Source organism: Roseibium sp. MB-4, from assembly GCF_053005265.1.
Genome location: NZ_JBRKQB010000002.1, coordinates 715,507 through 729,420, shown reverse-complemented (window position 1 = coordinate 729,420; position 13,914 = coordinate 715,507). Strand labels below are relative to the sequence as shown.

The window sequence follows — 13,914 nt, the reverse complement described above, 5'->3', positions numbered from 1 at the left end:
TCAAGCTAATACCTAAGCCTCAAAATCATTCGTTTGTGCCGATTGTCAAGCATCAGGATACTTTCGGCTCACCACCGAGAGTGTGGACGGGAGGGCCTTGGATGCAGCCGGAAATCCGGAAAGTCGTTGCTTATGAAGAAGAGATCCTGATCGAGGGGTTCAGGGCAACTGAACGACCATGGCACGTGTTCGCGGCTGCCGCGGTGGTCAAGAACCCGTGGGCCGGCCGGTTTGTTGAGGATCTGAAACCGGAGATTTTGGCGTTTGGCCCTGTTCTCGGTGAATTGCTCACCGACCGGATCCTGAAGCTCGGCGGCAGCGGAGAAGCAATCGAAGCCTACGGAAAGGCGGCCGTTGTCGGCCTTGACGGTGAAATTGAACATGCGTCCGGGCTGATCCATACGCTGAGGTTCGGCAACTTTTATCGGGAAGCTGTCGGAGCCAAGTCCTATCTCGCCTTCAGCAACACCCGCGGACCGGCAAACGCTCCGATCATGATCCCTCTCATGGACAAGAACGATGCGGGCAGGCGGTCCCACTATCTGACAATCCAGTTTTCGATCCCCGACGCTCCGCGCGCTGATGAGATTGTGGTCGCGCTCGGTGGTGCAACATCGGGCCGTCCGTTCCACCGGATCGGTGACCGGTATCAGGATCTGAAGGAGATGGGCCGTGATCTGGACAACCCGGCGGCGGTCTGATCAGGGCGGACTGGCCTGCATCCAGGAAGGCGAGGGGCCTCGTGTCCTTCTTCTCCACGGTGTCGGTTTGCAGGCCGATGCCTGGGCGGCACAAGTGCCAGATTTGGCGTCCCATTTTCAGGTTATTGCGCCGGACATGCCGGGCCACGGCCATAGTGGCCGTTTGGTGGGGCGTGCCAGTTTGTCGGCCTATTCGGATACGGTTGCCCAATTGTTGGACGGGCCGACTGTGGTGGCAGGACATTCCATGGGGGCCATGATCGCTCTCGACATTGCTGCGCGTTATCCGGAGTTGGTCGCAGGTGTCGCCGCACTGAATTCCATCTACCGGCGCTCTGACGCGGCCAAACAGACAGTTCTGCATCGCGCGCAAAATTTGGGTTCTGAAACAGGTCCAAATCCGGAACCGACACTCGATCGCTGGTTTGGGACAGAGCCATCGGAGGCCCGCAGCGCTTGCGAGGCCTGGCTGAAAGGTGCCGATCTCTACGGTTACCGGACTGCATATGATGTGTTCGCGAGGGAAGATGGACCGTCTGATCAGGTACTCATGTCTCTCAAGTGTCCGGCATTTTTCATGACCGGCAGCCTTGAGCCAAATTCCACACCCGCGATGTCACAGGCCATGGCCGCCTTAACCCCCAATGGGCAGGTACACGTGATCGAAACCGCGGCCCACATGATGCCGATGACGCATCATGTGGAGGTGACCCGGGCTTTGTTGGCTTTTGCAATGGAGTGCCATTCATGAAACCGATTGACCCGAAAGAACTGCGCGGTGCCTTTGGCCGTTTCATGACCGGGGTCACGGTGGTGACTACCCGCAGGGCCGATGGAACGCCTGTCGGGTTCACCGCGAACTCCTTCACATCGGTGTCGCTGGACCCGCCATTGCTGCTTGTCTGCCCTGGCAAGTTCCTCTCAAGTTACGACGCATTTGCGGAGTGCGAGCAGTTTTGCGTCAGCATTCTTGAGGAAGGCCAGACGGACGTTGCAAACACCTTTGCCGGATTCAAGGGAGACCGTTTTGCCAAAACACCGCATGACTTTGATGCCGACGGCATACCCTGTCCGGTTGGCGCACTTGCGCGGTTTTCATGCAAGACCCACCAGAGGGTTCCTGCCGGAGATCATGTGATCCTGATAGGCGACGTCGTCGGTTTTGCGCAAAAGCCCGGTCAAGGGCTTGGATACGCCGACGGTCAGTTCTTCAGTCTTGCCCGGGAGCGCAGCGCGCGCGACCCGGCGGCGAAAGTGAATATTGCCGGGGCACTTGTCCGCCACGAGGGCCGGGTCTTGCTTGAAAAGACACCAGCCGGTTACCGGCTGCCGGAATGTTCCGTTCCGAACAAGTCCGGCCTTCGCAAAGCCATTCAGGCCGCACTTCAAGACAACGGCATTTCGGCAAGTCTTGGCGCTGTCTACTCTGTTTTTGATGATGCGAATGCATCGACGCACTTTGCTTATCTTCTGGCCCAGGCAACCCATGTCGCTCCAGACACGAAACTGATCGCAGTGCCTGCCAATGAATTGGCGACCCTGCCGTATGCCAGTCCGCCACTTGCCAGCATGATGATCCGCTACGCCCGCGAATGCGCAACAGGCAATCTCAATTGCTATCTGGGAGACGCGACTGCTGGAGAAATTCACACACTTTCGGAGGGAGTTTGAACATGGAGTTTTCCCTGTTTGCTCACATGGAGCGGCTCACGCCGCAACAGCCGCATGAGATTCTCTATGAGGAGTTTGTGTCCCTATGCAAACTGGCGGATGAGGGCGGTATGCGCGCGATCTGGACTGGTGAGCATCATGGGATGGAATTTACGATTGCGCCCAACCCGTTTTTGACACTCGTGGACCTGGCGCATCATACGAAGAATGCACGCCTTGGAACCGGAACCGTCATTGCGCCGTTCTGGCACCCAATCAAACTGGCTGGCGAGGCCGCGGCAGCCGACTTGATGACCGGTGGCCGGATCGAACTGGGGATTGCACGGGGCGCCTATTCTTATGAATATGAGCGCCTGATGCCGGGCCTCGATCCATGGGAAGCAGGTCAACGCATGCGGGAGACCGCGCCTCTGCTTCGTCCCCTATGGCAGGGCGATTGCGCGCATGACGGTGGCTACTATGCGTTCCCTCCAACCACGTCTGCGCCCAAGCCCCTGCAGAAAAACGGCCCGCCGATCTGGATTGCTGCGAGGGATCCGAACAGCCATGAGTTCGGTGTGCATCAAGGCTTCAATATTCAGGTGACCCCGCTTTGGCAGGGCATGGAAGAGATCGAAACCCTGATGGGCCGCTTCAATGACGCTTGCGCTGGGTATGACGGCCCGCGGCCCAAGATCATGTTGTTGCATCACAGTTATGTGGCGTCCGATTCTGATGATGCGGTTCTGGCAGCCAAGGAACTCTCGCGGTTCTATTGTTATTTCGGCGCCTGGTTTCAGAACAAGCGTGCCGTTTCCCAAGGATTGATTGAAAACCTTTCTGAAGATGAATTGGCGGCCAACAAGATGATGGCCCCGGAGAACATGGCCCGGGATTTGACAATCGGTACAGCGCAAGACGTCATCGACCGCATCAAACGCTATGAAGATCTGGGATATGATGAGTATTCGTTCTGGATCGACAGCGGCATGAGTTTTGAACGAAAGCAAGCCTCGCTGCGCCGGTTCATTGACGACGTCATGCCAGCGTTCGGTTAGGAGACAAGATGCAGCACTATCAGCTTTTTATCGATGGCCAGCGCTGTGAGGGCTCCAACGGTCAAATCCTGCATACTGAAAATCCGGCGACGGGTGAGCCATGGGCATCGTGCGCCTGCGCGGACTCAAGTGATGTGAACCGGGCTGTTGCGGCTGCCCGGAGAGCTTTGGAGGACCCTGCGTGGCGTGACCTCACCCAAACACAGCGCGGCAAGTTGCTGTTCAGACTGGCGGAACTGGTTGAAGCGCACGCAGAAGTTCTCGGGCGGTTGGAAACGACAGACAGCGGAAAACTGCTCGCTGAAACTCTCACGCAGACAAAATATGTCGGTGACTATTACCGATACTATGCCGGGCTCGCGGACAAAATCGAAGGATCTGTGCTTCCTATCGACAAACCGGACATGCACGTATTCACCAAAAGAGAGCCGGTTGGGGTCGTCGCTGCTGTCGTCCCTTGGAACGCACAGATGTTCCTGACGGCAACCAAGCTCGGGCCGGCACTTGCAGCGGGCTGCACCGTGGTTTTGAAGGCTTCGGAAATCGCGCCCATACCCATGCTGGAATTTGCTTCACTGATCGATCAGGCGGGATTTCCGCCGGGGGTCGTCTCCGTCATTACGGGAGATGCTGAAAACTGTGCCATTCCGTTGACTCGGCACTCGGATGTCGACCGGATTGCCTTTACCGGCGGACCGGAAACAGCCCGGCATGTGGTGCGCAACTCAGCTGAGAATTTTGCGGTCACCAGTCTGGAGCTCGGCGGAAAGTCTCCGGTTCTGGTGTTTGACGATGCGGATCTTGATGGCGCTGCAAACGGTTTGATTGCAGGTAATTTCGGCGCATCGGGTCAAAGCTGTGTGGCCGGATCCCGTGCGCTGGTGCAACGGACGGTGTTTGAAGCACTGATCGACAAGATCACGGAAAAGGCAGCTCACATCTCGGTTGGTGATCCTCTCGAGGCCGCAACACATGTCGGCCCGCTTTGCACAAATGCGCAGATTGAAAAGATCAAGGTCACGCTGGACAAGGCGATAGAACAAGGTGCCGAAATCCGCCTTGGCGGTGCGCCGCTTGAGCGCTCGGGCAATTACATGGCACCGACGCTGGTGGCCTGCCCGAACCCGGACATCGAAACACTGAAGGTGGAGATGTTCGGGCCGGTCATGTCGCTCTTGCCGTTTGACACGGAAGACGAGGCTATCGCGCTGGCAAATGACACGCCGTATGGCCTTGCCTCTGGCGTCTTCACGCGGGACGTTGCCCGCGCGCACCGCGTGTCATCCAGACTGCGGGCAGGGATCTGCTGGATCAACACCTATAGAGCGATTTCGCCAATCGCCCCGTTCGGTGGGTTCAATCAATCCGGATACGGACGCGAAGCGGGCATTGAGGCCGTCCTGGACTACACCCGTACAAAGACTGTCTGGATCAACACGTCCGGCGAACCAATGGCCAATCCGTTTGTCATGAGATGATGGTAGAAACTGACCATTTACCTGTGTGATGAGAGACCCGGCGGGCAAACGATCGTCAAACTGACACCGGTCTACCGGTTTCGAGTGACTTGGCCGCCGCATCTGCCAGGATCTGCGCGCGCAGACCGTCCTCAATGCTGGGTGATGGCTTTCTTCCGTTGTTCAGACAGTTAATGAAGTGGGTGACTTCCGCCAGATAAGCCGCTTCATAGCGCTCCAGAAAGAAATGCTGGGCAGGAGCTCTTGCAAAGCCAGTTTGGGTGGCCATCTCGACCGTGTTTTCCAGGATGTTTTCTGCCCTCAGCATGCCTTTTGAACCGTGCACTTCTAGCCGCTGATCATAGCCGTATGCCGCCCGCCGCGAGTTTGAAATCTGGCAGATCTTTCCGCTTTCCGTGGTCAGCGTGACTGCCGCGGTGTCCACATCACCCGCCTTGCCAATTTCCGGATCGACCAGGGAGGAGCCAACCGCGAAGACCGTGACGGGCTCTTCGCCAAGGATAAACCGGGCCATGTCGAGGTCATGGATCATCATGTCCCGGAACAGGCCGCCAGATGTTCTGATGTAGTCGATCGGCGGCGGGGAGGGATCGCGGGACAAAATGGTGACCAGCTCGACATCCCCAATGTCACCACCGGCAATCCGGCTTTGCAAGTTTGCAAAGCTGGGGTCGAACCGGCGATTGAAGGCTGTCAGGAACATGACGCCGTTTTCGTTGACCACCTTAACGCAGTCCCGCACCCGATCAGAGGAAAGGTCGATCGGCTTTTCGCAGAAGATCGCTTTCTTCGCTCGTGCCGCCTGATGGATCAGGTCGTAGTGGGTCGTCGTTGGCGTGCCGATGATCACCGCGTCGATGTCATCGCTTTCGATGATGGCCGCGGCCTCCCGCACCTCTGCGCCGGTTGTTGCCGCAAGCGCCTGAGCGGGCGCGTCTAACGCATCTGCCACCGCAACCAGCTCAGCATCCGGGGAGGCCTGAATGGCACGGGCGTGCACCTGACCGATGCGCCCGCATCCGAGCAGTCCAAATCTCACCATTTCCTATTCCTCGGGCTTGTTTCTGGTTGGGCCACCGAAGGCCTTAAGAACATTGCGGGTTGCTGTGACCATCGGATCATGTGTCTCTGATAAGATCGTCACCCGGTCAAACCGATCCGGATCGCGATTGACTGCGTCCCGCATCGCAGTTCCGAAGGCCTTGCGCAGCTCGGTTCCGATGTTGAATTTGCAGATGTTTGTATTTCTGGCGAGCTTTTGCCGCTGATCGACAGGGACACCGGAGCCCCCATGGATGACCAGCGGGACTGTGGTTCGCGCCTGGATCGCGCTGATGCGGGCCTCGTCCAGTCCGCCTTCCTTGTTTTCCTGAAGGTGAACATTGCCGACCGAGATCGCCATGGCATCCACGCCGCTGTCTGCCGCGAATTTTTCGGCATCCACGGGGTCCGTGCCTTTAGAGGCATCCCCTTGCGCATATCCGACAAAGCCGATTTCCCCCTCGCACGATATCCCGGCGGAGTGCGCAAGTTCCGCAATCCGCGCGGTTTCGTCGATGTTCTGGGAAAGCGGCTTGCGCGAGCCATCATACATCAGTGAAGTGAAGCCACTGTCGAGCGCTTGCTGACATTCCTCGAATGTATAACCGTGATCAAGATGCGCCACCACGGGAACGGTTGCGCCTTCAGCGAGGTGCCGGAACATCGCCCCCAAAACGGGAAGAGGTGTGTGCTTGCGGCAGGAGGGGCCTGCCTGCAAGATCACCGGAACACCTTCTTCTTCGGCGGCGGCCACATAGGCGCGCATATCTTCCCAGCCGAGCGTCACCAGACCGGCAACGGCATAACCGTCTTTTAAGGCCGGTTGAAGAACTTGGCTCAGTGTTGCCAGTGTCATTTGAACTTGGCCACCATGTCCTTGATCCCGGGGATCGTCTCGACCTGATAGGCATGGGTCGGCTGGAAATACTGCACCAGTGAACGCTGGCTGAGACCTCCCAGAATTGTGAAATAGTACATCTCGTACCCGGGCATGACGGCGCAGGGGTGGTAACCCTTGTCGATCATGAAGGTCGAGCCGTCCATCAGCTGATAGGCTTCTCCGGGAACACCCTCTTCGCGCTGAAGGATCTGAACACCTGAGCCGTGTTTTGGCCGGAAGCGGAAGTTGTAGGTCTCGTCGTGCCGTGTTTCATGCGGCAGACGGTCGGTATCGTGCTTGTGGGCTGGAAAGCCGGACCAGCCGCCCTGGCCAACGGTGAACAGTTCGCTGACCAGCAAACGGCCCACCTTGCCGTGCTGCTTTTGACCGAGAATATGCTTGATCTTGCGGTGCGTCTTGGTGTCGTCCGAGCCGTACTGGACAAGGTCGATGCCATCGACGCGCACATCGAACGGCTCCAGCACTTCATCATACCTTGCGCCCGCGATGAACGTCTCCGTTTCATCGGAGGTGCAGATGATCGTCACCTTGGCCCCAACGGGAATGTAGACGCCTTCAGGTTCCCCGTCCCAGACATCTTCGCCGCGGTTGCCGAGCTTGTCGAATGTGAGGCCCTCAACCTCAACGGTTACCGTGCCGGTGGCAGGTACGATGCAGGTTTCATAGCCAGGCACCTGATAGTGGAACGCCTCGCCCTTCTTGAGCTTGACGATGTTGAAATAGTTCAGCGGAACGGTCGGATTGTCGATGTCCACGATCGGCTTGTTCTGGTTGTCATGCGGCGCGATATGCATGGAATGGTCCTTTCAGACTGGATCAGTGGGCGAGAAATCGGGATCGAATTCACGCCTGAACCTGATCGCACTTAAAGTGGTCGAGCATCTTTGAGCGTTTTCATTAAAACACCCGACGCTCTTGTGTCGGGCCGGGATGCGAGGCCAAGAAGGCCTCCAGTTCGGCTTTGTCTGGCATTGCGGGAGCGCAACCGGGTTTGGCAACAACAATGGATGCACAGGCGGACCCGCGGAGAATTGCTTCCTTGAGCTCAAAACCATCTGCGATGGACGTCATGAGGCCGCTCATGAAACTGTCGCCCGCGCCATTGGGTTTGAGAGCTTCAACGGGGTAGATGCCGGTTCTGAACTCGCCATCGCGGGTGATGGTGATCGCTCCAGCTTCACCCATCTTGTAGATCACCAGCTCGGCTGTTGTGCGCACGAGTTCCCGGGCTTTCTCCAGTCCCTTGTCATAGTCTCCGGCCATGAAGCCGAATTCCTCGTCATTGCCGACAATCATGTCGCACTGTGCGGCAGCGCGGGACAGGACATCGGCGGCGACGTCCGCCGACGGCCAGGAGTAGGGCCGGTAATCGACATCGAAGATCAGCGGCAGGTTTGCTGCCTTGGCAAGGTCAAAGGCCATGAAGGTCGCGCTTCGCGAAGGCTCGGCCGCAAAGACAGTGCCGGCGGTGATCAGCGCGCCATATTTTCCGTAATCAACGCGGCTAACATCGTGCTCATCCATCTGAAAGTCGGCTGCGCCATTGCGGTAGATGACATTGCGGTGCCCCTCGACCACAGACTCGTAGAAAGCAAGCGAGTTGCGGTATTCACCGCCAACAGGCGTGACATGTTCCGTATCGACGCCGTAGTGCTTCAGCTGGCCAATGCAGTAGCTGCCAACGCTGTCGTCCGAGACCCGGGTCACCAGTGCAGCCTTACCGCCAAGCTTGCAGATGCCAGCGCCTATATTGGCGGCAGATCCGCCGAGACCGACGCCGAGCCGCTCTGCATCTTCGGCCCGCACCCCGGCATCGGTGAAAAAGTCGATCCCGGCGCGTCCCACCACAACGAAATTGTTCCGGGCAATTGCTTCAAGAAGCATCATACCCCCCGGCGCTGTTTCGGACGCGTGGACTCCCAGTCCTCGTGCGCAGCCCGGACCTTGTCGCTCGATGTCACATGCGGGGTTCCAACCTCCCACCAAGTATGTCCTTCGGCTGTCCAACCTTCATAGGCATCAACCTTCATGCAAATGACGTAGGTCTTGTCGGCCGCCTTGGCCCGCTTGAAGGCCTCCCCAAGTTCAGCCGGATTGGACACCGTTTCCGCGTGCGCGCCCATCGACGCGGCATGGGCCTCAAAATCGACAGCAAACGGTTCTGAAACGGTTGGACAATCCGCGATGAGATTGTTGAAACTTTCGTTGCCTGTGTTGTTTTGCAGTTTGTTGATTACCGCAAACCCGCCATTGTCGAGCACCAGAACAATCAATTTTTTGCCGGTCAAAACAGATGAGTAGATATCCGAGTTCATCAGCAGATAAGAGCCGTCGCCGGTGAAGACGATCGTGTCCTTGTCCGGTTCGCGCTCAGACTGGGCAATGCGTGCGCCCCAGCCACCGGCAATCTCGTATCCCATGCAGGAATAGCCAAATTCGACATCAACCGTGCCGATGTCGAGGGTTCTCCAATTGGCCGTCACTTCTGCTGGCAGGCCGCCGGCCGCAGCAACAACGCGATCCCGGGGATCGCAGAGTTCGTTGACCACACCAATTGCCTGGGCATAGGAGTTTGGACGATTGCCATAAGACACGTTGTCAGCAACGTATGCGTCCCAGGCTTTCCGTTCTTCACCCGCAGTCCCGGTCCAGTCCGAAGGTGTCTTGTAGTCCGCACAAGCCTCACCCAAGGCCAAAAGTCCGAGTTTTGCGTCGCCGACAACAGGGATCGACATGTGTTTGCCAGCGTCATAGCGGGCTGCGTTGATCGAAATGAAACGGGCCTCGTGGGCAAAAGCGGTCCAGGATCCTGTGGTGAAATCCTGAAGGCGGGTGCCAATCGCAAGAATGACATCTGCCTGTTCCGCCAGATTGTTGGCGCTGTTCGATCCTGTCACGCCAATCGGGCCGACGTTCAAGGGATGCGTTGCCAGGAGATTGGCGCGGCCTGCAATGGTTTCGACCACCGGAATCTGATGCTTTTCCGCAAACGCCGTGAGTTCTTTGACCGCGCCACTGTATTGGACGCCGCCACCGGCAATGATCAGCGGGCGCTTGGCCGTTTTCAGCAGTGCCGCCGCATCGGCAATTTCCCGCTCGTCGGGGGAACTCCGGCGGATGCGATGTACCCGCCGTTCAAAGAAGCTTTCCGGATAGTCATAGGTCCAGCCTTGCACATCCTGGGGAAGGCCGAGAAACGCGGGGCCGCAGTCTCCTGGGTCCAGCATCGTCGCAAGGGCGGCGGGGAGCGACTGAATGACCTGTGCCGGATGCGTGATCCGGTCCCAATAGCGGGTCACCGCCTTAAACGCATCATTGACGCCAAGTGTCGGGTTGTTGAAGTGCTCTAGCTGCTGCAGCACCGGGTCGGGCAGGCGGGTGAGAAAGGCATCACCGCACAACATCAGCATGGGCAAGCGGTTTGCATGGGCCAGCGCGGCAGAACTGAGAAGGTTCGACGTGCCGGGGCCAGCACTGGCCGTGCAGAACATGAACCGCTGCCGCAGCCACTGTTTGGCATAAGCAGCTGCTGCAAACCCCATGCTCTGCTCGTTTTGTCCACGATAAAGGGGTAGCTCTTCCTGATGATAGTAAAGGGCCTCACCAAGGCAGGTCACGTTACCATGGCCGAAAATGCCAAAGCCGCCGCCGCAAATTCGTATTTCCTTGCCGTCGACTTCGATAAACTGATTTGCCAGGTAGCGGACAATGGCCTGTGCAGTTGTGAGCTGAACCGTCTTGGAGCTCATCCAGGTCTCCCCCTGTAACTTGTTTTCTTGCAAGGCATACGATTGGTGCTTGCGCGTTGTTGGTTCTCAAGATACAAATTTTGCAACCGGTTGCAAATCTTTTTCGAAAGAGGCAAAGCGAAAACCGGAAACGGGAGTGAGGCATGGCGGAAATCGGGATCGGTATCCTCGGCGGAGGCTACATGGGCAAGGCGCATGCCGTTGCCATGTCTGCCGTCGGTGCTGTTTTCAACACCGCGTTGCGGCCGCGGCTTGAAATGGTGGGTGCAAGTTCACTCGCGTCTGCTGAAAAGTATCGTGATGCCTTCGGCTTCAACCGCGCTGCGGCCGATTGGCAAGAGCTCGTCGAAAATCCAAGGGTCGAGGCGATCGTTATCGCGTCCCCACAAGCTACCCACCGGGACATTGCCGAGGCTGCATTTGCCTTGAACAAGCCGGTCCTGTGCGAAAAGCCAATGGGCGCAAGCCTGGAAGACTCGGAGGCCATGGTCGCAGCTGCGGAGGAAAGCGGCTGCGTGAATATGGTCGCCTACAACTATATCCGCACGCCAGCGAGCCAATACGCCCGCAAGCTTATCGCAGATGGTGTCATTGGCGACATCACATGGTTTCGCGGTGAGCATACAGAGGATTTTTATGCTGACCCGAAAGCTCCGGCGTCCTGGCGCACAGAGGGTGATGCGAACGGCACCATGGGCGATCTCGCACCCCACATGATCAACGCTGCGCTTGCGCTGGTTGGTCCGGTGCGCAGTGTCATGGCGGAAATCGAACGGGTTCATGAAAATCGTCCCGGCGGCAAGGTAACGAATGACGACCATGGTCAGATGATGACGCGCTTCGAAAACGGAGCGATGGGACACATGTACTTCAGCCGGATCGCGACTGGCCGGAAGATGGGATACGCCTACGAAATCACAGGAACAAAAGGCGCTATCCGTTTTGATCAGGAAGACCAGAATGCTCTCTGGCTGTATCTCATGGATGAAAATGAAGCGGACCGCGGATTCCGCAAGATCCTAACGGGCCCTGCGCATCCTGATTACGAACCCTTTTGCCAAGGTCCTGGGCACGGCACGGGCTATCAAGACCAGATCATTATTGAAGCCAAGGATTTTCTGGAGGCGATCCACTCGGGCGCATCGGTATGGCCTACCTTCCGGGATGGTCTGGCCGTTAAACACATTGTGGAAGCGGCCATGGAATCCTCGCGGACCAAAAGCTGGCAACCCTTGAAAGCAACTTAAGATCACTGTTTGAAAGGCTCGCAAGATGAGCATTAGAATTGGCAATGCGCCGTGTTCATGGGGCGTTGAGTTTCCTGACGATCCACGCAATCCGGCCTGGAAGGCAGTGCTGGAGGAGTGCTCGGTAGCGGGATACAAGGGCATTGAACTTGGACCGGTCGGGTTTATGCCTGAAGACCCTGCAGTCCTTTCGGAAGCCCTTGCGCAGTACGACCTGGAGCTGATTGGCGGCGTCGTGTTCCGGCCGTTTCATGATCCGGATGCCTGGGAGAACGTTCTGGATGGAACGCACCGGACGGCCAAGGCTTTGGTGGCACATGGCGCTCAGCACATGGTGCTGATCGACTCCATTTCCCCGCGTCGCGCCCCGACGGCTGGACGACCTGACGAAGCTGAACAGATGGATGCCTCCGAATGGGTCGCTTATCGGGACCGTATTGCAGAGGCGGCCAAAATAGGCACCGAAGACTATGGCCTGACCGTCGGGATTCATGCGCACGCGGCTGGTTTCATGGACTTCGAGCCGGAACTTGAACGGCTGTTGGGCGAGGTCGATGAGAAGTATCTGAAGATTTGTTTTGACACCGGCCACCATTCTTATGCCGGGTTTGACCCTGTCGCGTTCATGGAACGCAACATCGGGCGGATCTCCTACATGCACTTCAAGGACATCGACCCGAAAGTTAAGGCCGATGTGGTCGCCAAACGGACAGGCTTCTACGATGCCTGCGGACAAGGCATCTTCTGCAATCTCGGCGACGGAGATGTCGACTTTCCAAAGGTGCGGCAGATCCTTCTCGATAACGGGTTCCAGGGATGGTGCACGGTAGAACAGGACTGTGACCCGACGCTCGATGTGTCGCCGATCGACGATGCACGGGCTAACCGGGAATATCTGGAATCCATCGGTTTCAAATAAAGGCAGGACCAATGGCACGATTGAATTGGGGCATGATTGGCGGCGGCGAAGGCAGCCAGATCGGGCCGGCGCATCGGCTTGGGGCCGGGCTTGATGGCGCGTTTTCCTTTGTTGCAGGTGCGCTGGATCACCGGCCTGAAGCGGGCCGCGAATATGGCCAACGGTTGGGTTTGGCGGCTGATCGTGCCTATGGTGACTGGCGGGAAATGCTGGACGGCGAAATGGGGCGAGAGGATCGGGTCGATCTGGTCACAGTGGCTACACCGAACGCAACCCATTTCGAAATCACCAAGGCTTTCCTTGAAAATGGGTTTCATGTCCTTTGCGAAAAGCCGATGACCATGACGGTCGAGGAGGGCGAAGAAATCGTCCGGATTTCTAGGGAAGCCGGGAACATCTGTGCGGTCAACTACGGCTATACCGGCTATTCACTGGTCCGGCACATGAAGGCGATGGTTGCGCGCGGCGATCTTGGAAAAATCCGTCTGGTCAAGGCGGAATTTGCACACGGGCACCACGCTGACGCGGCCGATGCTGACAACCCGCGCGTCCGGTGGCGGTATGACCCGGCCCAGGCCGGGGTTTCGGCGCAATTCGCCGATTGCGGCATTCATGCGCTTCACATGGCGTCGTTTGTGACGGGGCAGGAAGTCGAGCGCTTGTCCGCGGACACTGTGTCCTGCATTTCTAGCCGTGAGCTTGAAGATGATGCCATGGTGAACTTCCGAATGGACGGCGGAGCGGTTGGCCGGCTCTGGACGTCCTCTGTCGCGATTGGCCGGCAACACGGACTGGCCCTTCAGATCTTTGGCGAAACGGGTGGGTTGCGGTGGTCCCAGGAGCAGCCTAACCAGCTCTACTGGATGCCGCTCAACGGTCGTTTAGAGATCATTGAGCGGGGAGAAGGGGGATTGTCACCCGAGGCCGACCGGACATCGCGGGTCACGATCGGGCATGCGGAAGGCATGCCGCTGGCATTCGCCAACATTTACACGGATCTCGCCGAAGCCATTCAGTCGCGTAAGGATGGCAGGCCGATGGATCCGGCAGCAGATCTGTACCCGCGGGCCGAAGATGGTCTGCGTTCAATGGCTGCGGTTTTTGCGGTCGCGGACAGCGGAAAACGGGAGGGCGTTTGGGTGGACGCGCGCCCGCCCATGTTCAGGTAAG

At 57.9% G+C, this 13,914-nt stretch carries 13 protein-coding genes; 8 read left to right on the top strand and 5 right to left on the bottom strand.

The annotated features are described in order from the left end of the window. Window positions 1-101 precede the first annotated feature (101 nt). From ACVDG4_RS14565 to ACVDG4_RS14545, 5 genes are read left to right on the top strand one after another with little or no spacing between them, the layout of a single operon-like run. The gene (locus tag ACVDG4_RS14565) at window positions 102-701 is read left to right on the top strand and encodes an amino acid synthesis family protein (protein ID WP_447235595.1); all 600 of its coding nucleotides are present in this window, start codon (window positions 102-104) and stop codon (window positions 699-701) included. Next, the gene (locus ACVDG4_RS14560; RefSeq protein ID WP_447235594.1) at window positions 673-1,452 is read left to right on the top strand and encodes an alpha/beta fold hydrolase; all 780 of its coding nucleotides are present in this window, start codon (window positions 673-675) and stop codon (window positions 1,450-1,452) included. The genes ACVDG4_RS14565 and ACVDG4_RS14560 overlap by 29 nt, the downstream gene beginning before the upstream one ends. After that, window positions 1,449-2,372, top strand: coding sequence for a flavin reductase family protein (locus ACVDG4_RS14555; RefSeq protein WP_447235593.1), 924 nt, complete (start codon window positions 1,449-1,451; stop codon window positions 2,370-2,372). The genes ACVDG4_RS14560 and ACVDG4_RS14555 overlap by 4 nt, the downstream gene beginning before the upstream one ends. 2 nt (window positions 2,373-2,374) lie before the next feature. Next, window positions 2,375-3,409, top strand: a complete 1,035-nt coding sequence (locus tag ACVDG4_RS14550; protein ID WP_447235592.1) for an LLM class flavin-dependent oxidoreductase — start codon at window positions 2,375-2,377, stop codon at window positions 3,407-3,409. Between the two features lie 8 nt (window positions 3,410-3,417). Beyond that, window positions 3,418-4,887 (top strand): aldehyde dehydrogenase, encoded by a 1,470-nt coding sequence (locus ACVDG4_RS14545; RefSeq protein WP_447235591.1) that lies wholly within the window; start codon window positions 3,418-3,420, stop codon window positions 4,885-4,887. 55 nt (window positions 4,888-4,942) lie between these two features. On the opposite strand, the gene iolG is transcribed toward ACVDG4_RS14545, so the two are convergent. From iolG to iolD, 5 genes are all read right to left on the bottom strand, one after another. Then, the gene (gene iolG, locus ACVDG4_RS14540) at window positions 4,943-5,929 is read right to left on the bottom strand and encodes an inositol 2-dehydrogenase (RefSeq protein WP_447235590.1); all 987 of its coding nucleotides are present in this window, start codon (window positions 5,927-5,929) and stop codon (window positions 4,943-4,945) included. 3 nt (window positions 5,930-5,932) lie between these two features. After that, window positions 5,933-6,784: a class II fructose-bisphosphate aldolase gene (locus ACVDG4_RS14535; protein ID WP_447235589.1), complete on the bottom strand. Its 852-nt coding sequence runs from the start codon at window positions 6,782-6,784 to the stop codon at window positions 5,933-5,935. Then, complete coding sequence (locus ACVDG4_RS14530) at window positions 6,781-7,623, bottom strand: 5-deoxy-glucuronate isomerase (protein WP_422021770.1); 843 nt, start codon at window positions 7,621-7,623, stop codon at window positions 6,781-6,783. The genes ACVDG4_RS14535 and ACVDG4_RS14530 overlap by 4 nt, the downstream gene beginning before the upstream one ends. A 103-nt stretch (window positions 7,624-7,726) precedes the next feature. Next, on the bottom strand, window positions 7,727-8,716 hold the full coding sequence (gene iolC / locus ACVDG4_RS14525) for a 5-dehydro-2-deoxygluconokinase (protein WP_447235588.1): 990 nt from the start codon (window positions 8,714-8,716) through the stop codon (window positions 7,727-7,729). Next, window positions 8,713-10,578 (bottom strand): 3D-(3,5/4)-trihydroxycyclohexane-1,2-dione acylhydrolase (decyclizing), encoded by a 1,866-nt coding sequence (iolD, locus tag ACVDG4_RS14520; protein ID WP_447235587.1) that lies wholly within the window; start codon window positions 10,576-10,578, stop codon window positions 8,713-8,715. Before iolD ends, iolC begins: the two co-directional genes overlap by 4 nt. A 143-nt stretch (window positions 10,579-10,721) precedes the next feature. On the opposite strand from iolD, the gene ACVDG4_RS14515 reads away from it, so the two are divergent. The 3 genes from ACVDG4_RS14515 to ACVDG4_RS14505 are packed head-to-tail and all read left to right on the top strand — an operon-like array spanning window position 10,722 to window position 13,913. After that, window positions 10,722-11,825 carry a Gfo/Idh/MocA family protein gene (locus ACVDG4_RS14515; RefSeq protein WP_447235586.1) on the top strand — a complete coding sequence of 368 codons (1,104 nt, stop codon included), beginning with the start codon at window positions 10,722-10,724 and terminating at the stop codon, window positions 11,823-11,825. Window positions 11,826-11,850: 25 nt separating this feature from the next. Beyond that, window positions 11,851-12,744: a TIM barrel protein gene (locus ACVDG4_RS14510; protein ID WP_447235585.1), complete on the top strand. Its 894-nt coding sequence runs from the start codon at window positions 11,851-11,853 to the stop codon at window positions 12,742-12,744. 11 nt (window positions 12,745-12,755) lie between these two features. Continuing rightward, window positions 12,756-13,913 (top strand): Gfo/Idh/MocA family protein, encoded by a 1,158-nt coding sequence (locus ACVDG4_RS14505; RefSeq protein WP_447235584.1) that lies wholly within the window; start codon window positions 12,756-12,758, stop codon window positions 13,911-13,913. Window position 13,914: the final 1 nt, after the last annotated feature.